This is a genomic window from Streptomyces sp. NPDC044003, assembly GCF_056435185.1.
The window spans coordinates 459,323-480,154 of record NZ_JBWKFA010000006.1; the positions used below are offsets into that span (position 1 = coordinate 459,323).

Below are 20,832 nucleotides of genomic sequence, written 5' to 3' on the forward strand. Positions count from 1 at the left end.
GGGCCCGTACCGCAGGCCCTGCTTTCGGTACGGGCGGGGGGCCCGTACCGCAGGTCCTACTTCGCGTCCGCGTACCGCTCGACCGTCGCCGTCGTGAACGGGAACCGGACCGGGGTCTCCCCGAACGCGATCCGCCCCGCCTCGTCCCCGGCCGCCCGGATCGCCTCCGTCACCGCCTCCGCCTCCTCCGCGGGGCAGTGCACGATCACCTCGTCGTGCTGGAAGAACACCAGCTCCGCCCGCATCCCCGAGAGGGAGCGGCGCAGCGCCGCCAGCATCAGGAGCGCCCAGTCGGCGGCGCTGCCCTGGACGACGAAGTTGCGGGTGAACCGGCCGCGTGCCCGGGCGTTCCCCGAGGCGTACCCGGGGACGAACTCGCCGCTCTCCGGCTCCGGTTCGCCGCTCTCCTGCGGCAGGCCCGCCTCCTCGTCCTCGCCCGAGCCGACCGCCCGCGGGCTGGTCCGGCCCAGCCAGGTCCGTACGAGCCGGCCCTCCTCGCCCGCCTTCGCCGCCTCGTCGACATAGGCCACCGCGCGCGGGAAGCGGCGGCGCAGCGCCGCGAGGTTCTTCAGGCCGTCGCCGCTGGTCTGCCCGTAGATCGCGCCGAGCAGCGCGAGCTTGGCGTGGTCGCGGTCGCCGGAGAAGGCGCGGTCGGACAGCCGGGTGTAGAGGTCGTCGGGGTGCCCCGCGACCTCCATCAGACCCGGGTCGCGGGAGATCGCCGCAAGCACGCGCGGTTCCATCTGGTCGGCGTCGGCGACCACGAGCCGCCAGCCCTCGTCGGCGACCACCGCCCGCCGGATCACCTTCGGGATCTGCAGGGCGCCGCCGCCGTTGGTCGTCCAGCGCCCGCTGACGGTGCCCCCGGGCAGGTACTCGGGCCGGAAGCGGCCGTCGCGCACCCAGTCGGCCAGCCAGGACCAGCCGTGGGCCGTCCAGATCCGGTACAGCTTCTTGTACGCGATGAGCGGCTCCACCGCCGGGTGGTCGATCTCGGCGAGCTCCCAGCGGCGCGTGGATCTGACCCGGATCCCGGCCTGTGCGAAGGCCTTCACCACGTCCGCGGGCAGATCCGGCCGGACCCGGCGGCCGAACGCCGCCGACACCTCGTCCGCGAGCTCCGCGAGCCGGCGGGGCTCGCCGCCGCCCGCGTACCGCTCGCCGAGCAGCTCGTTCAGCAGTTCCCGGTGCACGTCCGCCCGCCACGGCAGCCCGGCCCGGTGCATCTCGGCGGCCACCAGCATCCCGGCCGACTCGGCGGCGGTGAGCAGCCGCATCCGGCCGGGGTGCTCGGCCCGGTCGTGGCGGCGCAGCTGCTCCGCGTAGACCGCGAGGAGCCCTTCGAAGGGCACGGAGGCGGTGGGGCGGGGCTCGAAGAGCGAGTCCTGGGAACCGGGCTCCGCGGCGCGCTGCGGCGGGTCCGGCGGCACGGGGGCGTTCCGCAGGCGCGCCCAGGCGGCTGCGGCGCTGCGCGGCTCGCCGAGCCGGCCCTCGTGACCGAGGAGGAGCTGCTCGGCGTCCTCGATGTCGTAGCAGCGCTCGACGCGGACGCCGGCGGCGAGGAGGCGCGGATAGACCTCGGCCGTCGACCGCCACACCCAGCGGGCCACCTCGGGCCGCGCCCGCACGGCCGCCACGAGGTCCGGCTCGCGCCGCACGGGCCCGGCGGGCTGTCCGTCGGGCCCGAGGGGCACGAGCTGCGCACCGTCCCCCTCCGCCTCGGCCGCCAGGGCCCACCTCTCGCTCATGTGCGCGAGTCTGACACCCGGCACTGACAGTGCCGTGTCACGACATCAGGCGACTCCTACGTGACTCCCGCGTGACTCCTGCGCGGCACCTCATGCGACTCCCACGCGGCACAGCGCTCGACTCCTACGCGGCCGCGTGGAAGAGGGCCGCGGCCTCGCCGCGGGAGTCGACGCCCAGTTTGTTCAGGATGTTCGCGACGTGGAACTTCACCGTCGACTCGCTGATGTGCAGCTCCTCCGCGATCCGCCGGTTCCGGTGCCCGAGCGCCAGGTGCCGCAGGACCTCCACCTCCCGTTCGCCGAGCCCGGTCAGCGGGTGGGCCGCCTCGACCGGGGCCTCCGGGGTGGCCAGGGGGATGACGGCCGTGATCGTCGTGCCCCAGCCGGGGACGGCGTCCATGTCGAGCCGCCCGCCGAGCACGTCGAGCCGGTCGCGGATCGTGCCGGCGCCCAGGTCGCAGGGGGCGAGCGCGCCCGCGCCGTCGTCGCGCACCGAGGCCCGCAGTTCGTGTTCGGTCAGCTGCCAGCCGACGTGGACCCGGTCGACGGAGTCCTGCTCCAGGACGATGAGGAGCAGCGAGCGGACGATGGCCCGCGCACTGTGCGCGACGTCGGCCGCGAGCGAGCGCGTCGAGTCGGGCGCCCCCAGGTCGAGCCGGACCTTGCTGTGCCGGAGCATCGGCCGCAGTTCGCCCGCGAGCCGCTCGAAGGCGTCCTCCGCGGGCTCCTCCGCGAGCGCCCGGTCCCGCCGCTGTTCGGCCCGCATCTCGATCAGCGCGGACGCGGCCAGGTCGGTGGCGGTGGTCCGGGCCGTCGTGTCGTCGAGGGCCCGGCTGCGCAGCACTCCGAGGACCCCGGAGAACGCAGCCGCGTGCGCGCCGGTGAGTTCGGCGATCACGCGGGCGCGTGTGTCCGCCGCCGCCCGTGAACGGGCCAGCGCGCCCGGCATCGCCTCCGTCGCGAACCGGTCGAAGTGGGCGGCGACCAGGTCCCACAGCGCCTGCGCCACGGTGAGCGCGGTCGCGTCGGCCGGGGCGGCGTCGTCCTCCCGTACGAGCACGAGGACCGCCCCGCGGCGGGTCGCGTGGCTGGTGACGGCGACGACCTCGCGCTCCCGGCCGCCGATCGTCGCGCGGCCCTGCCAGGGTTCGCCGGGGACGCCGGCCGCGAGCAGCGGGGTCAGTTCGGCGGCGGTCATCAGCTCCGTACCGCCGAGTGTCTTGAAGGGGGAGTGGGCGCAGTGGGTGGAGAGTTCGGCCGCGTCCACGTGCGGGACCAGGGGTTCGAGGGCGGCGGAGACCTTGGGGAGGATCTCCCCGAGCGGCTGCCGGATGATCTCGTACGCGGTGGTCAGGGTGAGCGCGTCCATGCGGCTCAGCCTAGTCAGGGCCGGTCAGGTGACGGCCCGTCTTTCGGCCAGGTGGGACTGGCCGTTGGGAGGGCGGGGGGACGGGGTCGGGAGGCGCAGGCTTGAGCACGTCGAAGCGATCGATGTGATCGACGTGATCGAAGAGCGAACAGGCAGCGGCGGAGGCTGAGATGGAAGCGATCGTGTACGAGGAGTTCGGCGGCCCCGAGGTGCTGCGCCACGAGAGCGGCGTCGCGAAGCCGGAACCGGGCCCCGGCGGGGTACGGGTCAAGGTGGCGGCGGTCGGGGTCAACCCGGTGGACTGGAAGCGGCGTTACGGCTGGGTCGAGGCGTTCTACCCGACCACCTTCCCCGCCGTCCCGGGCCTGGAGTTCGCCGGCACCGTCGACGCGCTCGGCGAGGGCGTCACCGGCCTGGCCGTCGGCGACGAGGTCCTCGGCTGGACGGAGACCGGCGCCTACGCCGAGTACGCCATCGCCGGCACCGTCGCCCCCAAGCCCGCCGGGCTCTCCTGGGAGGCCGCCGCGAGCCTCCCGGTGGCCGGCGAGACCGCCCAGCGCGTCCTGGACCTGCTCCGGGTCCGGGAGGGCGAGACGCTGTTCCTGCACGGCGCGGCGGGCGTCGTCGGCTCGGTCGCCGTCCAGCTCGCGGTCGCGGCCGGGATCACGGTGATCGGCAGCGCCTCCGAGTCCAACCACGCCTACCTGCGCGAACTCGGCGCGATCCCCGTCGCGTACGGGGACGGACTGGCCGACCGGGTCCGCGCCGCCGCCCCGGAGGGCGTCGACGCGGTCTTCGACGCGGCCGGGCACGGCGTCCTGCCGGTCGCGATCGAGCTGCTCGGCGGGGGTGACGCGGCGAAGGAGCGGATCGTGACGATCGCGGCGACGGACGCGGAGGAGCACGGCATCGTCTTCTCGGGCGTCACGGGAGAGCCGGAGGCGGTACGGGCGGGGCTCACGGCCCAGGCCCGCCTGGCGGCGGAGGGCGCGCTCACGGTCCGCCTGGCGGAGACCCTGCCGCTGAAGGAGGCGGCGAGGGCGCAGGAACTGAGCGAGTCGGGCCATGTGCGGGGGAAGATCGTCCTGATCCCGTAGCGCTGAAGGAAGGCGATGCCGATGTACGCGATGTCCCTGGGTGACGACGGCGCGGAGCTGCGCCCGCTCGAACCGTGGCAGGCCGAGGAGTTCCTCGCGCACATGGACCGGGGACGGGAGTTCATCGGCGCGCGGAACGGGCTCCCCGACGTCGTCACGGACCTGGAGTCGAGCCGGGCCTTCCTCCGGGCGTACGCGGAGAGGGCGGCGGCCGACACCGGACGCATCCACGGCATCTGGTCCGAGGGCACGCTCGTCGGCGCGGTGATCCTCCGGAAGTTCGACCCGACGGACGGCACGGCCGAGGCGGGCTGCTGGCTGGAGCCGGCGGGCGTCGGCAAGGGCCTGGTGACACGGGCGGCGCGGGCACTGATCGACTGGGCGATCTCGGTGCGGGGCATCCACCGGGTGGAGTGGGTGGTCTCCTCGGACAACGAACCGAGCATCTCGGTGGCGCGGCGGCTGGGCATGACGAGGGACGGCGTGCTCCGGGAGAGCTACCACTACCGGGACAGGCGCCACGACGAGGAGATCTGGTCGATCCTGTCCCACGACTGGCACGCCCCGGCGACCGGAGCCTGAGCCCCGCCCGTGTGGGCCCGCGCCCGCCGCCGTGTGGGCAATCGTCCCGCTGGGGCGGGACGGGTGGGCACACGGGACGGCGCCCTCTAGCGGCGCCTCCGCCTTCCGTGCCTGGACCCGCACCCCAAGCGGCGTCGCACGAGTCGGTGCGGGGTCAGGGCACGGAAGCCTCTGGCGCCGGCAGGGCGCGGGTCCGTTGTGCCCACCCGTTCCGCCCCAGCGGAACGCATGCCCACAACGGGGGGCGCGGAGCGGTGCCGGTCGCACGGGGGTGGGCCGGCACCGCTCCGCGGCAACGGACGGGGCGGTGACCCGGCTCCGACCCCGGTCACCGCCCCGTCGTCCCACCATCGCCGCTCAGCGCGTGAGCCGCCACGCGGGGACCCCCGACGCGGCGACCGCGACCACCCCGCACACGCCCGCCGCCGCGCCGACCGGCGCCCACGGCAGCACCAGGGCCACGGGGGCGGAGAGGGCCGCCAGGCCCGCTCCCAGGGCGCCCAGGACGACCGCCGTCACCACGAGCCCGAGCAGCGCCCCGATCGCGACGGCCAGCGTCGCCTCGCCGGTCACGACCCGCAGGATCTGGGTCCGGGTCGCTCCGGCGAGCCGGAGCGAGGCCAGTTCCCCGCCTCGTACCGACGTCGCCATCAGCAGGGTGTTGGCGAGGCCGATCGTCGTGTAGACGAGGGCGATGCCCAGGACCAGGGCGATGCCCAGGCGGTTCTGGGGGTTCCCCGCCGCCTGCCGCTCGGGAGCGGACCGGACCGTTCCCCCGCTCGCCTCAAGAGCTCGCACCGTCCCCGCCCCGCCCCCGCGCGCGTCGATCCGGTCGAGGGCGGCGCCCGGCGCGTTCGCCCGGGTGACGTACGGCCCGTTGTCGCCGGTCCCGAGTGCGAGGACGGCCGCGACCCGGAGCCGTACCGGACCGCTCCCGTCCGCCCGCCACACCTCCACCGTCTCGCCGACCCGGTGCCGCTCGAACTCCTCGCTCACGACGATCGACCGGTCGTCCAGGTCCCGCAGGTCCCCGGCGGTCACCGGCAGCCGGGCCAGCTCCGCGAAGGCCGCAGGGTCGGCGACCGCCCGCGCCCCGTACTTCACGACGGCCTCGTCCCCGTCCCGTACGAAGACGGACGTCGCCCCGGTGGCGGACACCACGGCCCCGGGCGGAGCCGTCACCGGCCGCAGGTCCTCGCCGCCCGCCACGTACTCCGCGGCCGTCTGCTCCCGCGCCTCGACCTCCTTCGCGCGCGTGACGCTCGTCGCCGAGCCGAACAGGGTCCCGGCGAGCGCCACGGTCACGAGGACGGGCGCGGCGACGGCGGCGGTACGGCGGACGGCGGCGGCGCTGTTCTCCCGTACGAGCGTCCCCACCGCCCCGCGCGCCCGAAGGAGACGGGTGACAGGCCGGACGAGGAGCGGGGAGAGCAGCGCGACGCCGGTGATCAGGAGCATCGGCAGGGTCGTGTACGTCTTCCGCTTGAGGAGCGCGGACGGCTCGGTGACGCAGGTCCAGACGAGGAGTCCGAGCCCGGCCACGAGCAGGCCCGTGCCGAGGACGGCCCGGCCGAGGGGCAGGACGTCGGCGTCGACGTCCGCCTCCCGCAGCGCCGCCGTCGGACCGACCTTCCCGGCCCGCCGGGACGCGGCGACGGCCCCGGCGAGAGCCACCGTCACCCCCGTCCAGAAGGCCGCGTGATAGGGCCAGGACGGTCCGCCGATCGTGAACCACGCGGGCGCGAGGCCGCCGTCGACGAGCGTCCGGGCGAGGAGGGGCGCGCCGAGGGCGCCGAGCGCGCACCCGGCGGCGGAGGCGAGCACGCCGAGCGCCGCGGCCTCGGCGAGCAGGAGCCGCCGGATCTGGCCGGGGGTGGCCCCGGCGGTCCGGAGCAGCCCGAACTCGCGTCGGCGCAGGGCGACGGCGAAGGCGAAGGTGGAGGCGACGACGAAGACGGAGACGAAGGCGGTGACGCCGCCGGAGGTGCCGAGGAGGGCGTTGAGGCCGACGAGGGCGCGGGCGTCCCGCTCGGGGTCGGGGTCGGCCTGGGTGCGCTCGCCCCCGGTGAGGACCCGGGCGCGGTCGCCGACGAGCGCCCGGACCTCGGCGGCGGGCGCGTCGACGCCGACGGCGTCGGGGCCGCCGGAGGCGGTGACGGTCCAGCGGGCGCGGAGCTCGCGGAGCAGTCCGTCGTCCACAGGCTGTGGACGGTCGAGCCGCTGCTCCACCGGTACGGTGTCGGGCCCGCGCCGCACGTCGAGCGTGAGCCGGTCCTGGCCCTGGACGACGACGGGCGAGGAGGCGAACCGCTGGGGAGAACGCTCGGGCGCGTGAAAAGTCGCGGAGAGGCCGAGCCCCATGGTGGCGAGCAGCCCGACACCGAGTGCGAGCGCGACGAACCCGCCGAGGAAGGAGGCCCAGCGGTCCCGGAGCCCGGAGAGGACGACGATCAGCACGAGGACCTCCCGGCGGAGACGCGGGCACCGGCACCGGCGGCGCGGCCGCCTGCAGGGCGGTCGCCCGCAGGGCGACCCCCGCGCCCGCCCGTCTCCAGCGCCGTCATCCGCGCCGCGACCGTCTCCACCGTCGGGTCCGTCAGTTCGGCGGTGACCCGGCCGTCGACCAGGAAGACCACCCGGTCCGCGCGGGACGCCGCCACCGGGTCGTGGGTGACCATGACGATCGTCTGGCCGTCGCGGTCGACCAGGTCCCGCAGCATGTCGAGCACCTCGCGGCTCGTGGTCGAGTCGAGCGCGCCGGTCGGTTCGTCGCCGAAGAGGACGGCGGGCCGGGTGATCAACGCCCGGGCGATCGCGACCCGTTGCTGCTGGCCGCCGGACAGCTCGCCGGGCCGGTGCCGTTCCCGGCCGGCGAGCCCCACGCGCGCGAGTGCCTCCCGTACGTCCGTACGGGACGGGCGGCGGCCGGCGAGTCGCAGCGGCAGGGCCACGTTCTGCGCGGCGGTCAGGGAGGGCAGCAGGTTGAAGGACTGGAAGACGAACCCGATCCGGTCCCGCCGCAGCAGCGTGAGGCGCCGCTCGCTCAGCCCCTCCAGGGCCGTGCCGCCGACCTCCACGGTCCCGGAGGTGGGCCGGTCGAGTCCGGCGGCGCACTGGAGGAGCGTGGACTTGCCGGAGCCGGACGGCCCCATGACGGCGGTGAAGGTCCCGGCGGCGAAGTCGAGGTCGACGCCGTCGAGGGCGCGGACGTCACGGTGGTGCCGGGTCAGGTGGCGGAGTCGTACGGCGGCTGTCGAGGTCATGGCTCAAGCGAACCGTTTCGGCCCGCGCCGATCACGACCACCACCGGGCGTCCCGAAGGTAGGCCTGGCCCTACCCCGAGCAGCATGGATTCCCCCAGGGGGCGTGACGGCTGAGACCATCGAGACCAGGGCGAGGAACGGGACGCGAGGGGTACGGCGTGAGCACCACCATCGACAAGGCCTTCGAGGCGCTGTACGCGAGCGACGACGGCTCCCTCGACATGGCGGCCTCACTGCTGGCCGCCGCCCCGGGCGCGGACGCCGAACTGGCACGGCGGGGCGAGGAGTTCGTACGGACGCTGTGGACGCGAGGCTGGCAGCCGGCGGACCTGGCCCGCACGGCCCGGCGCGAGCTCGCCGACGATCACGTACGGCTCCTCGCCGGCCTGATCAGGACGGAGACGGCGGCCTACGGGCGGCTCCCGCACCGCTGGCAGGCGCAGCTCGACGAACTGGACACGGAGGAGGGGCGCCCGACGGACCGCTTCTCGCGGGCGACGACCGTCCTGGAGCTGTACCGGCTGCTGGTCCGGCTGCCGCGCCTGGACGCGGTCGGCCCGGTGCCGGGGGAGGCCCTGCCGCCGGCGGTGGCGGGCGAGCCCCGGATGCTGACCCGGATCAGGGCGCTGCTCGCGAAGGCGGAGGCGACGGGGTACCCGGAGGAGGCGGAGGCGCTGACGGCCAAGGCCCAGGAGCTGATGGCCCGGCACAGCATGGACGAGGCGATGCTCGCGGCGGGCGCGCCGTCCCCGGAGACGCCGGGCGCGATCCGGATCGGGGTGGAGCCGCCGTACGAGCAGGCGAAGGCGATCCTGCTCGACGCGGTGGCGACGGCGAACCACTGCCGGGCGGTGTGGAACGAGGCGTACGGCTTCTCGACGGTGGTCGGCTTCGAGGCGGACCTGGACCCGGTGGAGCTGCTGTACACCTCGCTGCTGGTGCAGGGGACGGCGGCGATGACGCGGGCGGAGGCGGAGCAGCGGGCGGGCGGACGCAAGCGCACGAAGTCCTTCCGGCAGTCCTTCCTCCTGGCGTACGCGAACCGGCTCGGCGCCCGGCTCGCGGCGACGTCCCGCCGGGTGACGGCCGAGGCCCCGACGCTGCTGCCCGCGCTCGCCTCGCGCGAGGTGGCGGTCACCGCCCGCACGGACGAACTCTTCCCGGAGACCCGCACGACACGGGTCCGGGCGGCCTGGGACGAAGCGGGCTGGACCCACGGCGCAACGGCCGCCGACCAGGCGGGCCTCCACCCGAACCGCCCCCGCTTGCCGTAGCACCCCGACGGGGCGGCGCCCCCGCCCACCGCCGTGTGGGCAATCGTCCCGCTGGGGCGGGACGGGTGGGCACACGGGACGGCGCGCTTGGCCGCGCCCCCGCCTTCCGAGCCTGGACCCGCACTCCAAGTGGCGGCGCACGTCGTGGTGCGGGTCAGGGCACGGGAGCCTCGGGCGCCGGCAGGGCGCGGGTCCGTTGTGCCCACCCGTTCCGCCCCAGCGGAACGATTGCCCACAACGGGGTGGGTGGGCACCGCCCAGCGGAACGCATGCCCACAACGGGGGGCGGTGGGGGGAAATGCCCGGTTGAGACAGGTTCGCGGATACGCTCTCCGCATGAGCTGGCTCCGGGCGCTGAAGGAGACCGCCCGTTCCGGGCTCACCGTAGAGCGGCGACGCCTCGAACCCGCCGTCGCGGCCCGCGGCGCCCTGGGCCTCGCCCTCGTCGTCGGATTCTCGCTCGCCCTCTTCGGCCCCGCCGTCGCCGCCTCCTCCGCCTTCGGCGCCTTCCAGGCGGCCATCGCCACCTTCCAGCGTTCCTGGCGTCCCCGCCCCACCCTCGCCCTCGCCTCCGGCGCCAGCCTCGCCGTGTCCACCTTCCTCGGCTATCTCACCGGCGCCCACACGGCCCTCTTCCTCGCCCTGCTCCTCCTCTGGACGTTCCTCTCGGGACTCGCCTGGGCCGCGGGACCGACCGCCGGCATCATCGCCTCCTCCAACGTGGCGATCATGCTGGTGACGGTCACCCTCCCGACCTCCGTCGCCACCGCCGCCGGCCACGCCGTCATGATCTTCGCGGGCGGTGTCGTGCAGGCGGCCCTGGTGGTCCTTCTCCCGGTCCGCCGCTGGGGCGCCCAGCGCGACGCCCTCGCGGACGCGCTCGCTGCCGAGGCGGACTACGCCCGCCGGCTCCGCCACGACCCGGTCGCCCCGTTCGACCCCGTACCGCTCATGACGGCCCGCAACGCCGCCGCCGTGACGCCCCGCCAGGCCCGTACCCGCCCGGCGGAGCTGCACGGGGCGCGGGGCCTCGCGGAGCGGATCCGTCCGGTCCTGGCCTCGCTCGCGGACCCGGCGGTCGGCGTGCCGGAGGAGGGGCCGGAGCGGGCCCGGGTGCGGGAGCTGCTCGGCGCGGCGGCCGAGGTCCTGGACGCCGCCGCGCACGCGATCCGGCACGGCGAACCGGTCACCCTGCCCCCGCCCGCGCTCTCCGTCCTCCGCACCCCGGACACCGGCGCGATCCTCAAGGGCCCGTCCCGCCGGGCGGCGCTCCGCCTGGCGGCGCTGCTCGGCGACGTCGTCGAGACGGCGGAGCCGCGTACGGAGACGTCGGAGCCCTACGCCCAAGGGGCCCGCACCCGCCCGACCCTGCCCCGCCTCGCCCCCCTCGTCCTCGCGAAGGTGCGCGCCGAACTGCGCCCCGACTCCCCGGTCCTGCGGCACGCGGTCCGCGTCTCGGTGGTCACGGCCGCCGGCTACCTGCTGGGGAGCTGGCTTCCCTTCGGCCACGGCTACTGGGCCCCGATGGCCTCGGTCATGGTGATGCGCCCGGACTTCTCGCAGACGTACGCGCGCTCGGTGGCCCGCTTCGGCGGCACCCTCGTCGGCGTGGCCCTGGCGACGGCGGTGGTGCAGTCGGCGCACCCGGGCATGTATCTGTCCGCCGCGCTGGCGGTGGTCTGCGCGTTCGGGATGTACCTGCTGATGCGGACGGGGTACGCGGCGGGCCAGGTCTTCGTCTCGGCGTACGTCGTCTTCCTGCTCGGCATGGACGGCGCGGGCCTGACCCAGACCGTACGGGAAAGGGTCCTGCTGACCCTCCTCGGCGGGGTCCTCGCGATGCTGTCGTACGCCGTCTACCCGGCCTGGGAGACGCCCCGGCTGCGCGGCCGGCTCGCGGACTGGCTGGCGTCGGTCGGTGCGTACGCGGCCGTCGTCGCCGCGCGGTACGCCGACCCGGCAGGGCCGGCCAGCCCCGACGTACGGGAAGCGCTCCTGAAGACCCGCGCCGCCCGCGTCGCCTGGCAGGAGGCGGTGGCCCGGGCGACCCATGAACCGGTCCGGCACCGGGGCCTCTCGCACGCGGCGGTGGAACAGTCCGAGCACGCGCTCGCGGAGTTCGGCCGGGTGGCGATGCTCCTGGAGGCACACCTGCCGGAGCGCGGCGCCCCGCCCGTACCCGCCGCCGCGACCCTCGCGGAGTCCCTGCACCGGTCGACGGAGCGGGGCGCGAAGCAGGTACGGGAGCGCAGGGAGCCGCACTGGGACGACCTGCGCGAGACGGTCACCGCCTGGTCCGCCGAACCCCCGGACCACTTCCTGCTCGACAAGGGCGCCGTCCTGCTCCTGGAGACCCTGGAGGAGCTGACGACGGCCCTGACGGAGTCGAGACGCGGCCACTGATTTCGACGGCGTGTCATCCAGGGGCGGACGGGCCGGGCCGTGTCGAGCTCACCGGTGCCGGGGGCCGCACAGTCCTCGCCACCCTGCTCGAACTGCCGGGCCGCCCCGGCTGGGGTGTCTGGTTCGCGCGCACCGGCCCCGGGGACGGGGGGGGCCGGGGTCACGCTCTACGACCGCGCGGGCAAGCTCCTCGCCCAGTTCCCGGGCTGACGAGGGCGTCCTGCCACCGGGACGTCCTCCCTGCCCCGGCGGGAACCTCGCGTGCGCGTGCCACCAGGACGCCTTCCGCGCCCCGGCGGGCCCCCCGTGCGCGTGCTACGAGGACGCCTTCCGTACCCCGGCGGGAACCTCGCGTGCCACCAGGACGCCCCCCCCCCCCCCCCCCCCCCCCCCCCCGCGCCTGCTACCAGGACGCCTTCCGTACCCCCGGCAGGAACCCCGCGTGTGCCTGCTGCCGCACGCGTACCCGGGACAGGCCGAACTTCCGCAGGTGGCCTCGGGGGCGGCCGTCCACCGCGTCCCGGTTGCGGAGGCGGGTCGCGCTCGCGTCCCGGGGCTGGCGGGCCAGTTCGCGTACCGCCGCCTCGCGCTCGGCCGCCGGCGTGGCGGGGCGCCGGATGATCTCCTTCAGCTCGGCCCGCCGCTCGGCGTACCGCGCCACGACCGTCTTCCGTCGTTCGTTGCGGGCGATCTTGCTGCGCTTGGCCATCAGACCTTCCCTCCGCGCGCGCGGATGCGGGCCACGGCGGCCTCGACGCCGATGGTGTCGACGGTCCTGATCGCCCGGGCGCTCAGCGTCAGGCGTACGTACCGGCGCTCGCTCGCCAGCCAGTACCGCTTGCTCTGGACGTTCGGGTCGAAGCGGCGCGAGGTGCGCCGGTGGGAGTGCGAGATCCGGTTGCCGAATCCGGGCTGCGCTCCGGTCAGCTGGCAGTGGGCGGACAAGGGTGACCTACCTCTCGTCGGGGTCGTCCCAGAGTTGTTGGCAATGGGATTCATTTTCATTTACTCTACACACCATGGCACGCAACGAACTCCGCCCCGTGGTCAAGCTCCGCTCCACCGCCGGAACCGGATTCACCTACGTCACCCGCAAGAACCGCCGCAACGACCCCGACCGGCTCACCCTGCGCAAGTTCGACCCGGTCGCCGGCCAGCACGTCGACTTCCGAGAGGAGCGCTGAACCACCCCATGAAGCCCGGCATCCACCCCACGTACGCGCCCGTCGTCTTCCGCGACAAGGCCGGCGGCTTCGCCTTCCTCACCCGATCCACGCTCACCAGTGAGAAGACCGTGGAGTGGGAGGACGGCCGCACCTACCCCGTCGTCGACGTCGAGATCTCCTCGGCGAGCCACCCCTTCTACACCGGCACCGCGCGCGTGCTCGACACCGCAGGCCGCGTCGAGCGCTTCGAGAAGCGCTACGGACGGCGCGAGGCGCCCTGATGTTCTCCGTCGCCCTCGTCGGAGGCCTGCACTCCGACGCCCGCCACGCTGCCGTGGACCGGCTCCTGGCCGTCGTCCCCGGCAGCGTGGCGCTCCACCACGACCTCGCGACGGCCCCGGAGACCGGGACCGTCGCCCGTACCGTCCGCGACGCCACCGGCCTCCTCTCCGCCGGCGAGGCCCCGCTCGTCGACGACTGCGCCTGCTGCGCCCTGCGCGAGGACCTCGTGCCCGAGCTCGAACGGCTCCGCGCCGCCGGGCTGACCCGGCTCGCCGTCGTCGAGCTCTGGGACTCCGTCGAGCCCAAGGCGATGGCCGAGGTCGTGGCGGCCGCGGGGTTCCGGATCGGCGCCGTCGTCACGGCCGTCGACCCGGCGCTCCTCCTGCCGTACCTGGGCAACGGCGACGACCTCGCCGACGCCGGCCTCGCCGCGGCCGCCACCGACCGGCGCACGATCGCCGACACCTGGGCGCGCCAGCTGGAGTACGCGCCCGTGCTCGCCGTCGCCGAGTCCCCGGAGGCCGACGCCGAGGACCGGGCGCTGCTCGCCCAGCTCCACCCCACCGCCCTGCGCGTCCCCGTCGAGGACGGCGCGGCCCTCGCGCGGGCGGTCTTCGCCGGCTTCGACGTGGAGGCCGCGGCCGCCGCCCAGCACCCGGCCTGCGCGCTGCTGCCGCAGGAGGCGGACGAACACGGGGTCGCCACCTACGTCTGGCATCACCACCGGCCCTTCCACCCCGGCCGGCTGTACGCCGCCCTGGAGGGTCTCACCTGCGCCGCGGCCCGCAGCCGCGGCCGCTTCTACCTGGCCGACCGGCCCGACACCCTGCTCGCCTGGGACGCGGCGGGCGGTGCGCTCTGCGTCGAGAGCGCGGGGCCCTGGCTGGCCTCGCTGCCCGACGCGGCCTGGGAGACGCTTCTGCCGGTACGGAGGGCGGCGGCGGCCCTCGACTGGCACCCGGAGCACGGCGACCGCTGCCAGCACCTGGTCTTCACCTCGCCCGGCCTGGACCGTGACGGCCTCGCCGAGCTGCTCGACTCCTGCCTCCTGACGGACGCCGAGTACGCGGCGGGCCGTGACTCCTGGAAGGGGCTCGCTTCGGCCTTCGACACGTTCCTGGATGCCTGACCTCCACTGATGGCGTGTCAGGCGTGGTCGGGGCGGGCCGTACCCGGTGGTGGCACGCTCTGTCGCGTAGTCGCTACGCCACCCCTTGTGCACGTGCATCTGCTCATGCATCGGCATATGAACACAGCTATGATCCGAGGAAGTTGACACCTGCAACAAGCAACTCGGGGAGCTACCAGTGCATCATGCGCATCACGCGTACAACGGCATGGCGGCAACGGAGCTGCGAGGAGTCGTGTGGCAGAAGAGCCGGCACAGCAACTCCCAGGGATCCTGTGTGGAGTTCGCCAAGCTGCCGGGAGGCGACGTCGCCGTACGCAACTCGCGCCACCCCGACGGGCCCGCGCTCGTCTACACGCCCGCGGAGATCGAGGCTCTCCTGCTGGGTGTCAAGGACGGGGAGTTCGATCACCTGGTGTGACGGTGGATGAGACGCGAGAAGGGCCCCGACGGTTGCCGTCGGGGCCCTTCTCATGTCTCGAACTACTCCGGTGTCTCCCGTACTACTCCGGTGTGTCTCGTACCGCTCCGGTCACTGCTCCGGTCCGATCCGGAACAGCGCCCACACCACCTTGCCCTGGAGCGTGCCGGCGAGCGGGTGCCAGCCCCAGCTGTCGCTGAAGGAGTCCACCAGGAACAGACCGCGCCCCGACTCGGCGGCGAAGTCCTCCTCGCCGCCGCGCGCCTCCGGGCTCTCCCGGCTGGGGTCCCGCACGGCGCACACCAGGCGCGAGGCCCAGCGCATCAGGTGCAGCCGGACCGGCGGGTTCTGGCCGTCCTCCTGAGGCGCGTCGGCGGGCACCGCGTGACGCAGCGCGTTGGTGACGAGCTCGGAGACGACCAGGGCCACGTCGTCGAAGCGCTCCGTCAGTTCCCAGCGGTCGAGCGTGGTGCTGGTGAACTTGCGGGCCCCGCGCACGGCTTCGTACCGGGCGGGCAGGGCGCAGGAGGCGGAGGTGGAGACGGCGCCGGGATCGATCGGCGGAAGGCCCTGCCGTAACGGCTCGAGCACGGTCGATCCATTCGTCCCCATGCGAGGCACTCCCGGGAATCGCGACTGTGGTGCGACAACACGACAACACGAACGAGTACGCGGCTGCGCGGGCTCCATGGTTCCGAATGCGTCCACTGGATGCAAGGGCAGATGCACGTGCACGCGCCGGACCTGTCCGCCCACGTGCCGAATCTGTGCATAAGTCGTCCACACGATGAGGGGAACTTCCCCGGATCCGCACGCACTGTGCCCGTGATGTGCGCGTCGATGCCCGGAACTCGCCGCCTTTCCGTAATCGAATGTGTACGCGCTGAAGCGTTTGATGGCAGAATCCGGGGCTCGACGGGGGCTCGACACCGTAAAGGGGAGGCGAAGAGCCGTGACCGCAGGCGAATCGAGCGGAGCGAGCGGGAGCGTGGTGCGGCGCATCCTGCTGGGCTCCCAGCTGAGGCGGCTGCGCGAGTCGCGTGGGATCACCCGTGAGGCTGCCGGATATTCGATCCGTGCGTCCGAATCCAAGATCAGCCGTATGGAGTTGGGACGGGTGAGCTTCAAGGCCAGGGACGTCGAGGATCTGCTCACCCTCTACGGGGTCGGGGACGAGACCGAGCGCGGCGCGCTCCTCGGACTCGCCCGTGAGGCCAATGTCGCCGGCTGGTGGCACAGCTTCGGCGACGTCCTGCCCGGCTGGTTCCAGACGTACATCGGCCTGGAAGGCGCCGCCTCCCTCATCCGCGTCTACGAAGTCCAGTTCGTCCACGGCCTGTTGCAGACCGAGGCGTACGCCCAGGCCGTCGTCACCCGGGGCATGCCCGACGCCCCGAGCGCCGAGATCGACCGCCGCGTCGCCCTCCGTCTGGAGCGCCAGAAGATCCTCGTCTCCGAGCGCGCCCCGCAGTTCCACGCCGTCCTCGACGAGGCCGCGCTGCGCCGCCCCTACGGCGACCGGTCGGTCATGCAGGGGCAGTTGAGGCATCTCATCGAGATCTCCGAACACCCGGGCGTCACGCTCCAGGTCATGCCCTTCAGCTTCGGCGGCCACGCCGGCGAGAGCGGCGCCTTCACGATGCTGAGCTTCCCCGAGTCCGACCTCTCCGACATCGTCTACCTCGAACAGCTCACCAGCGCCCTCTACCTCGACAAGCGCGAGGAAGTCGCCCAGTACCAGCGGGTGATGGAGAAGTTGCAGAAGGACGGTCCGGATCCGGCCGAAAGCCGGGACCTTCTCCGAGGTCTCCTTCAACTCTCCTGATACATCAGTACGATGACGCCACATCAGTCGCACTGCAGGTAGCGGGTAGAGGGGTCTCAACCATGTCGCACTTCACCGACCTGGCCCACCAGTACATCGACGGCGAGTGGAAGCCCGGCAGCGGTTCGTGGGACATCATCGACTTCAACCCGTACACCGGGGAGAAGCTGGCGTCGATCACCGTCGCCACCGCCGATGAGGTCGACCGCGCCTACCGCGCCGCCGAGCGCGCCCAGACCGCCTGGGCCGAGACCAACCCGTACACGCGCCGGCTCGTCTTCGAGCGCGCGCTGCGGATCATCGAGGACCGCGAGGAGGAGATCGCCGAGACGATCGTCGCCGAGCTCGGCGGCACCCGTCTCAAGGCGGCCTTCGAACTGCACCTCGCCAAGGAGTTCCTGCGCGAGGCGATCCAGCTGGCGCTGCGCCCCGAGGGCCGCATCCTGCCCTCCCCGGTCGACGGCAAGGAGAACCGCGTCTACCGCGTGCCGGTCGGCGTCGTCGGCGTCATCTCCCCCTTCAACTTCCCCTTCCTCCTCTCGATCAAGTCGGTGGCGCCCGCGCTCGCGCTCGGCAACGCCGTCGTCCTCAAGCCGCACCAGAACACCCCGATCTGCGGCGGCACGCTGGTCGCGAAGGTCCTGGAGGAGGCCGGTCTGCCGGCCGGCCTGCTGAACGTCGTCGTCACCGACATCGCCGAGATCGGCGATGCGCTCCTGACCCACCCGGTCCCGAAGGTCATCTCCTTCACCGGCTCCGACAAGGTCGGCCGTCACGTCGCCACGGTCTGCGCGCAGAACTTCAAGCACGCCGTCCTCGAACTCGGCGGCAACAGCGCCCTGATCGTCCTCGACGACGCCGACGTCGACTACGCGGTGGACGCGGCCGTCTTCAGCCGCTTCGTGCACCAGGGCCAGGTCTGCATGGCCGCCAACCGCATCCTGGTGGACCGCACCCTGGAGGAGGAGTTCACCGAGAAGTTCGTGGCGAAGGTGAAGACCCTGCGCGTCGGCGACCCCGCCGACCCCGCCACCCACATCGGTCCCCTCATCAACTCCCAGCAGGCGGAGGCCGTCTCGGCGGTCGTCGACCAGACGGTGGCGGCCGGCGCGACGGCGCTGCTGCACGGCACGGTCGAGGGCAACCTCGTCTCCCCGTCCGTCCTCACCGGCATCTCCGCCGACGCCCCGGTCCTGAGCCAGGAGATCTTCGGCCCGGTCGCGCTGATCGTCCCCTTCGACGGCGAGGAGGAGGCCGTACGGATCGCCAACGACACCCCGTACGGGCTCAGCGGCGCCGTCCACACCGGGGACGTCGAGCGGGGTGTACGGGTCGCCAAGCGCATCCACACCGGCATGATCCACATCAACGACGGCACCGTGCACGACGAGCCGATCGTGCCCTTCGGCGGCGAGAAGCACTCGGGCGTGGGGCGGCTCAACGGCGAGGCGATGGTGGAGTCCTTCACCACCCAGAAGTGGATCTCGATCCAGCACGGCCGGAGCCGGTTCCCGTTCTGATCGCCCTCCCTTCCCGTCCGCGGACCCTTGAGGACAGAAGTTGTCCGCAAGGGTCCGTAGCGTGATCTGTGTCGAAGAAAGCCACAGCTAAGTAAGGCGGAGATCATGGTTGCCCTTGTTCCCTCGGAGACCCCCGGCGACGAGCGCGGCGCGTTCCTCAACTTCGTCGACGCCCAGCGCGCCGCGCTCCGCCGCTCGCTCCTCGGCCTGACCGAGGAGCAGGCGGCGAGCCGCCCCAGTGCCAGCGAGCTCAGCCTCTCCGGGCTCGTCAAGCATGTCGCCGAGGTCGAGCTCAACTGGCTGCGGCTGGCTCAGCAGCGGCCGAACGAGCGGCAGCGCACCGAGGAGACCTGGGGCGAGGCCTTCCGGCTCGTGGACGACGAGACGATCCCCGACGTCATCGAGTTCTGGGCGGACGTGGCGAAGCAGACCGAGGAGTTCATCCGCTCCGTGCCGAGCCTGGACGACACCTTCCCGCTGCCCGAGGCGCCCTGGTTCCCGAAGGACGGGCGGGTGTCGGTGCGCTGGATGCTGCTGCACCTGGTCCAGGAGATGGGCCGCCACGCCGGCCACGCGGACGTGATCCGCGAGTCGCTGGACGGCAAGGGATCCTTCGACCTGATCGCGCTGGAGAACGGCGCCGCCTAGTCAAGGTTGACTAACATCGAGGCATGTCAGCGATCCGACTCCTCGTCCTGGGCGCGGTCAAGCAGCACGGCCGCGCCCACGGCTACCAGGTGCGCAACGACCTGGAGTACTGGGGCGCCCACGAGTGGTCCCACGCGAAGCCCGGCTCGATCTACCACGCGCTGAAGCAGATGGCGAAGCAGGGAATGCTGCACGCGCACGAGGTCGCGCCGAGCACGGTGGGCGGGCCGCCGCGGGTGGAGTACGAGCTGACGGAGCGCGGTACGGAGGAGTACTTCGCGCTGCTGCGCGAGGCGCTGACCACGTACGACCAGAAGACGGACGTCCTGTCGGCGGCGATCGGCTTCATGGTGGACCTGCCCCGCGAGGAGGCCGCGGAGCTGCTGCGCCGGAGGGTGTCGGCGCTCGACGAGTGGCGGGCGTCGGTCACGGAGTACTACACGCCGGAGGGCGGCCCGGAGCAGCTCGGGCACATCGGCGAGATCATGCACATGTGGGTCCACTCGGCGGACGCGGGCAAGGAGTGGACGCTCGGCCTGATCGAGCGGATCGAGGGCGGGGCGTACGTGTTCGCGGGTGAGGGCGACCCGTTCGTGGGGGTGCTGGCGGAGGGCCAGGAGAACCCGTACGCGACGTGACGGCGGTGCGTGAGCTCCGCGGCGACCCGGGCGGCGAGCCGGGGCACCTCGCGGCGGCGGAGGTGTGGCCGCTGGTGCTGCCGGGGTGTTCTTCCCGCTGGCGGTACGGAAGTTCGGGCGGCTCGGCAAGTAGTGGCGCGGAGGTGGGAACCCGGGGGTGGCGAGCGGTGTATCGATAGCAGCGGTTCACCGCGGACCGCCCGAGGGGCAAGGGGGATCGAGCGATGCGCAGGCTCGCGGGAGCGGCCGGCGCCGTCGTGGCGCTGGTGTGGGCGGTACTGAGCGGGTGTACGGGGACGGGGTCGTCGGGGGCGCCGGGGCCTTCCCGGGCGGCCGTCCCGGAAGGCCGGGGGTCCTCGGGTGTGTTCGGGGCGCCGCCCCGGATGCCGTCCGGGCCGGGGCTGCCCGGCGGGGTGCACGGTCTGGGGTTCGCGCGGGACGGCAGCGGGTTCGCGCTGCTCGCCGCGTGCGTGAGCGAGCCGGCGGCGCCGGGGAGCGGCTTCTGCCGGCAGCACGTGGCGGTGCGGGACGCCGGGGCGGAGGAGTGGGTGCTGCGGCGCTCCCCGCTGCCCGAGATACCGGCGGACGAGGGCGTCTCGGCGAATCTGCTGGTGCTCGGACCGGGCCGGGCACTGGTGGAGGAGGGCGCGGCCGGGCCGGGCGGGCGGACCTGGTTCACCCGGGACGGCGGCCGGAGTTGGCGCGCGGGCGACCGGCGCACGGTCGGCAGGGTCCCGGAGATACCCGCGGGGGCGGTGCTCACCACCGACTGCGCCGCCCCGGCGGGGGCCCTGCCCGACGTGTGCGAGCGGGAGCGGCTCGTGGTGGTCTCGCCGCAGGACGGGCGGCGCCGGGTCCTCGTCCGGGGGCCGCTGCTCGGGGCGCATCCCCGGCCGGCGGAGCAGTCGGAGCCCGACGGGTCCTGGTGGGTCTCGGGCACGGACCCGCTGTCCGGTGGGCCGGCGGTCGCCGTCTCCCGGGACGGGGGCCGTGGCTGGACGGTGGCCCGGCTGCCGAGCGTGGCGAAGGGGCCCGGGCGGTACACGGCGGTGGCGGTGGGTCAGGACGCGGTGTACGCGGCGGAGATGGGGGAGCTGACGGGCGGTGATCCCGTGAAGAACGGGATGCGGGCGCTGCACCGTTCGGTGGACGGGGGCCGGAGCTGGCGCCGGGTGTGGACCACGGGGCCGGTCGGGGAGCCCCGCAGTCTGATGGGGCTGCCGGTGCCGGGGCCCGGCGGCCGGGTGGAGATCCCCGGGGAGCTGTCGGGGTACGGGAGCGTGGACGGCGGTCGTTCCTTCGCGGATCTGAAGGACGGCACCCGTTTCGTCCGCCGCACCCCGCTGGGCCTGCTGAGCGAGGGGTCCCGCTGCCGGTACGCGCTGACGGCGGACGGGGTGAGGTGGTCGGAGTTCCGGCTCGCCTGCGGGGACGAGGAGCCCTGAGCGAGCGGGCGCGGCCGGGCGG

The 20,832-nt window shown here is 73.9% G+C and carries 20 protein-coding genes and 1 pseudogene; 14 read left to right on the forward strand and 7 right to left on the reverse strand.

Going from position 1 to position 20,832, the window contains the following annotated elements:
• Positions 1 to 56: 56 nt before the first annotated feature.
• Both AC07AW_RS25585 and AC07AW_RS25590 read right to left on the reverse strand, forming a co-directional pair.
• On the reverse strand, positions 57 to 1,748 hold the full coding sequence (locus AC07AW_RS25585; protein WP_478817770.1) for a bifunctional 3'-5' exonuclease/DNA polymerase: 1,692 nt from the start codon (positions 1,746 to 1,748) through the stop codon (positions 57 to 59).
• A 124-nt stretch (positions 1,749 to 1,872) separates the two neighbouring features.
• Positions 1,873 to 3,117: a helix-turn-helix transcriptional regulator gene (locus tag AC07AW_RS25590; protein ID WP_478817771.1), complete on the reverse strand. Its 1,245-nt coding sequence runs from the start codon at positions 3,115 to 3,117 to the stop codon at positions 1,873 to 1,875.
• Between the two features lie 170 nt (positions 3,118 to 3,287).
• Between AC07AW_RS25590 and AC07AW_RS25595 the strand changes: the two genes are divergently transcribed.
• Positions 3,288 to 4,214 carry an NADP-dependent oxidoreductase gene (locus AC07AW_RS25595; protein WP_478817772.1) on the forward strand — a complete coding sequence of 309 codons (927 nt, stop codon included), beginning with the start codon at positions 3,288 to 3,290 and terminating at the stop codon, positions 4,212 to 4,214.
• Between the two features lie 21 nt (positions 4,215 to 4,235).
• Positions 4,236 to 4,796 carry a GNAT family N-acetyltransferase gene (locus tag AC07AW_RS25600; RefSeq protein ID WP_478817864.1) on the forward strand — a complete coding sequence of 187 codons (561 nt, stop codon included), beginning with the start codon at positions 4,236 to 4,238 and terminating at the stop codon, positions 4,794 to 4,796.
• Between the two features lie 357 nt (positions 4,797 to 5,153).
• Here AC07AW_RS25600 and AC07AW_RS25605 read toward each other — a convergent pair whose 3' ends face one another.
• Positions 5,154 to 7,253 (reverse strand): ABC transporter permease, encoded by a 2,100-nt coding sequence (locus AC07AW_RS25605; RefSeq protein ID WP_478817773.1) that lies wholly within the window; start codon positions 7,251 to 7,253, stop codon positions 5,154 to 5,156.
• On the reverse strand, positions 7,247 to 8,059 hold the full coding sequence (locus AC07AW_RS25610; RefSeq protein WP_478817774.1) for an ABC transporter ATP-binding protein: 813 nt from the start codon (positions 8,057 to 8,059) through the stop codon (positions 7,247 to 7,249). The genes AC07AW_RS25605 and AC07AW_RS25610 overlap by 7 nt, the downstream gene beginning before the upstream one ends.
• Positions 8,060 to 8,217: 158 nt before the next feature.
• Between AC07AW_RS25610 and AC07AW_RS25615 the strand changes: the two genes are divergently transcribed.
• The gene (locus AC07AW_RS25615; protein WP_478817775.1) at positions 8,218 to 9,333 is read left to right on the forward strand and encodes a DUF2786 domain-containing protein; all 1,116 of its coding nucleotides are present in this window, start codon (positions 8,218 to 8,220) and stop codon (positions 9,331 to 9,333) included.
• A gap of 336 nt (positions 9,334 to 9,669) precedes the next feature.
• Positions 9,670 to 11,736: an FUSC family protein gene (locus AC07AW_RS25620; protein ID WP_478817776.1), complete on the forward strand. Its 2,067-nt coding sequence runs from the start codon at positions 9,670 to 9,672 to the stop codon at positions 11,734 to 11,736.
• Between the two features lie 403 nt (positions 11,737 to 12,139).
• Here the strand turns inward: AC07AW_RS25620 and rpsN are convergent, their stop codons facing one another.
• Together rpsN and rpmB are read right to left on the reverse strand one after the other, a co-directional pair.
• Positions 12,140 to 12,445: a 30S ribosomal protein S14 gene (gene rpsN / locus AC07AW_RS25625; protein ID WP_478817777.1), complete on the reverse strand. Its 306-nt coding sequence runs from the start codon at positions 12,443 to 12,445 to the stop codon at positions 12,140 to 12,142.
• Positions 12,445 to 12,681 carry a 50S ribosomal protein L28 gene (rpmB, locus tag AC07AW_RS25630; RefSeq protein WP_478817778.1) on the reverse strand — a complete coding sequence of 79 codons (237 nt, stop codon included), beginning with the start codon at positions 12,679 to 12,681 and terminating at the stop codon, positions 12,445 to 12,447. The genes rpsN and rpmB overlap by 1 nt, the downstream gene beginning before the upstream one ends.
• Before the next feature lie 74 nt (positions 12,682 to 12,755).
• Between rpmB and rpmG the strand changes: the two genes are divergently transcribed.
• From rpmG to AC07AW_RS25650, 4 genes are all read left to right on the forward strand, one after another.
• Positions 12,756 to 12,920 carry a 50S ribosomal protein L33 gene (gene rpmG / locus AC07AW_RS25635; protein WP_478817779.1) on the forward strand — a complete coding sequence of 55 codons (165 nt, stop codon included), beginning with the start codon at positions 12,756 to 12,758 and terminating at the stop codon, positions 12,918 to 12,920.
• 8 nt (positions 12,921 to 12,928) lie between these two features.
• On the forward strand, positions 12,929 to 13,183 hold the full coding sequence (locus AC07AW_RS25640; protein ID WP_478817780.1) for a type B 50S ribosomal protein L31: 255 nt from the start codon (positions 12,929 to 12,931) through the stop codon (positions 13,181 to 13,183).
• Complete coding sequence (locus AC07AW_RS25645; RefSeq protein ID WP_478817781.1) at positions 13,183 to 14,313, forward strand: CobW family GTP-binding protein; 1,131 nt, start codon at positions 13,183 to 13,185, stop codon at positions 14,311 to 14,313. Before AC07AW_RS25640 ends, AC07AW_RS25645 begins: the two co-directional genes overlap by 1 nt.
• A gap of 208 nt (positions 14,314 to 14,521) precedes the next feature.
• Positions 14,522 to 14,734 (forward strand): DUF397 domain-containing protein, encoded by a 213-nt coding sequence (locus tag AC07AW_RS25650; protein ID WP_063992029.1) that lies wholly within the window; start codon positions 14,522 to 14,524, stop codon positions 14,732 to 14,734.
• A 111-nt stretch (positions 14,735 to 14,845) separates the two neighbouring features.
• Here AC07AW_RS25650 and AC07AW_RS25655 read toward each other — a convergent pair whose 3' ends face one another.
• Positions 14,846 to 15,346, reverse strand: coding sequence for an ATP-binding protein (locus tag AC07AW_RS25655; RefSeq protein ID WP_478817782.1), 501 nt, complete (start codon positions 15,344 to 15,346; stop codon positions 14,846 to 14,848).
• A 340-nt stretch (positions 15,347 to 15,686) separates the two neighbouring features.
• On the opposite strand from AC07AW_RS25655, the gene AC07AW_RS25660 reads away from it, so the two are divergent.
• The 6 genes and pseudogenes from AC07AW_RS25660 to AC07AW_RS25685 all read left to right on the forward strand — a co-directional run bounded on the left by AC07AW_RS25660 (position 15,687) and on the right by AC07AW_RS25685 (position 20,810).
• On the forward strand, positions 15,687 to 16,559 hold the full coding sequence (locus AC07AW_RS25660; RefSeq protein WP_478817783.1) for a helix-turn-helix domain-containing protein: 873 nt from the start codon (positions 15,687 to 15,689) through the stop codon (positions 16,557 to 16,559).
• Between the two features lie 62 nt (positions 16,560 to 16,621).
• Positions 16,622 to 18,079 carry an aldehyde dehydrogenase family protein gene (locus tag AC07AW_RS25665; RefSeq protein WP_478817784.1) on the forward strand — a complete coding sequence of 486 codons (1,458 nt, stop codon included), beginning with the start codon at positions 16,622 to 16,624 and terminating at the stop codon, positions 18,077 to 18,079.
• A gap of 105 nt (positions 18,080 to 18,184) precedes the next feature.
• Positions 18,185 to 18,727, forward strand: a complete 543-nt coding sequence (locus AC07AW_RS25670; RefSeq protein ID WP_478817785.1) for a DinB family protein — start codon at positions 18,185 to 18,187, stop codon at positions 18,725 to 18,727.
• A gap of 23 nt (positions 18,728 to 18,750) precedes the next feature.
• Positions 18,751 to 19,365, forward strand: coding sequence for a PadR family transcriptional regulator (locus AC07AW_RS25675; RefSeq protein ID WP_478817786.1), 615 nt, complete (start codon positions 18,751 to 18,753; stop codon positions 19,363 to 19,365).
• Positions 19,365 to 19,498, forward strand: a pseudogene (locus tag AC07AW_RS25680) (ABC transporter permease); the annotation flags it as partial. The gene AC07AW_RS25675 and the pseudogene AC07AW_RS25680, both read left to right, overlap by 1 nt.
• A gap of 250 nt (positions 19,499 to 19,748) precedes the next feature.
• On the forward strand, positions 19,749 to 20,810 hold the full coding sequence (locus AC07AW_RS25685; protein WP_478817787.1) for a beta propeller repeat protein: 1,062 nt from the start codon (positions 19,749 to 19,751) through the stop codon (positions 20,808 to 20,810).
• Positions 20,811 to 20,832: the final 22 nt, after the last annotated feature.

Coding starts and splice junctions, on each gene's coding strand:
- AC07AW_RS25600 (WP_478817864.1), top strand. CDS start 4,236: ATGTACGCGATGTCCCTGGGTGACGACGGCGCGGAGCTGCGCCCGCTC.
- AC07AW_RS25620 (WP_478817776.1), top strand. CDS start 9,670: ATGAGCTGGCTCCGGGCGCTGAAGGAGACCGCCCGTTCCGGGCTCACC.
- AC07AW_RS25590 (WP_478817771.1), bottom strand. CDS start 3,117: ATGGACGCGCTCACCCTGACCACCGCGTACGAGATCATCCGGCAGCCG.
- AC07AW_RS25675 (WP_478817786.1), top strand. CDS start 18,751: ATGTCAGCGATCCGACTCCTCGTCCTGGGCGCGGTCAAGCAGCACGGC.
- AC07AW_RS25665 (WP_478817784.1), top strand. CDS start 16,622: ATGTCGCACTTCACCGACCTGGCCCACCAGTACATCGACGGCGAGTGG.
- AC07AW_RS25595 (WP_478817772.1), top strand. CDS start 3,288: ATGGAAGCGATCGTGTACGAGGAGTTCGGCGGCCCCGAGGTGCTGCGC.
- AC07AW_RS25585 (WP_478817770.1), bottom strand. CDS start 1,748: ATGAGCGAGAGGTGGGCCCTGGCGGCCGAGGCGGAGGGGGACGGTGCG.
- AC07AW_RS25650 (WP_063992029.1), top strand. CDS start 14,522: ATGGCGGCAACGGAGCTGCGAGGAGTCGTGTGGCAGAAGAGCCGGCAC.
- AC07AW_RS25655 (WP_478817782.1), bottom strand. CDS start 15,346: ATGGGGACGAATGGATCGACCGTGCTCGAGCCGTTACGGCAGGGCCTT.
- AC07AW_RS25645 (WP_478817781.1), top strand. CDS start 13,183: ATGTTCTCCGTCGCCCTCGTCGGAGGCCTGCACTCCGACGCCCGCCAC.
- rpmG (WP_478817779.1), top strand. CDS start 12,756: ATGGCACGCAACGAACTCCGCCCCGTGGTCAAGCTCCGCTCCACCGCC.
- rpsN (WP_478817777.1), bottom strand. CDS start 12,445: ATGGCCAAGCGCAGCAAGATCGCCCGCAACGAACGACGGAAGACGGTC.
- AC07AW_RS25640 (WP_478817780.1), top strand. CDS start 12,929: ATGAAGCCCGGCATCCACCCCACGTACGCGCCCGTCGTCTTCCGCGAC.
- AC07AW_RS25670 (WP_478817785.1), top strand. CDS start 18,185: ATGGTTGCCCTTGTTCCCTCGGAGACCCCCGGCGACGAGCGCGGCGCG.
- AC07AW_RS25610 (WP_478817774.1), bottom strand. CDS start 8,059: ATGACCTCGACAGCCGCCGTACGACTCCGCCACCTGACCCGGCACCAC.
- AC07AW_RS25685 (WP_478817787.1), top strand. CDS start 19,749: ATGCCGTCCGGGCCGGGGCTGCCCGGCGGGGTGCACGGTCTGGGGTTC.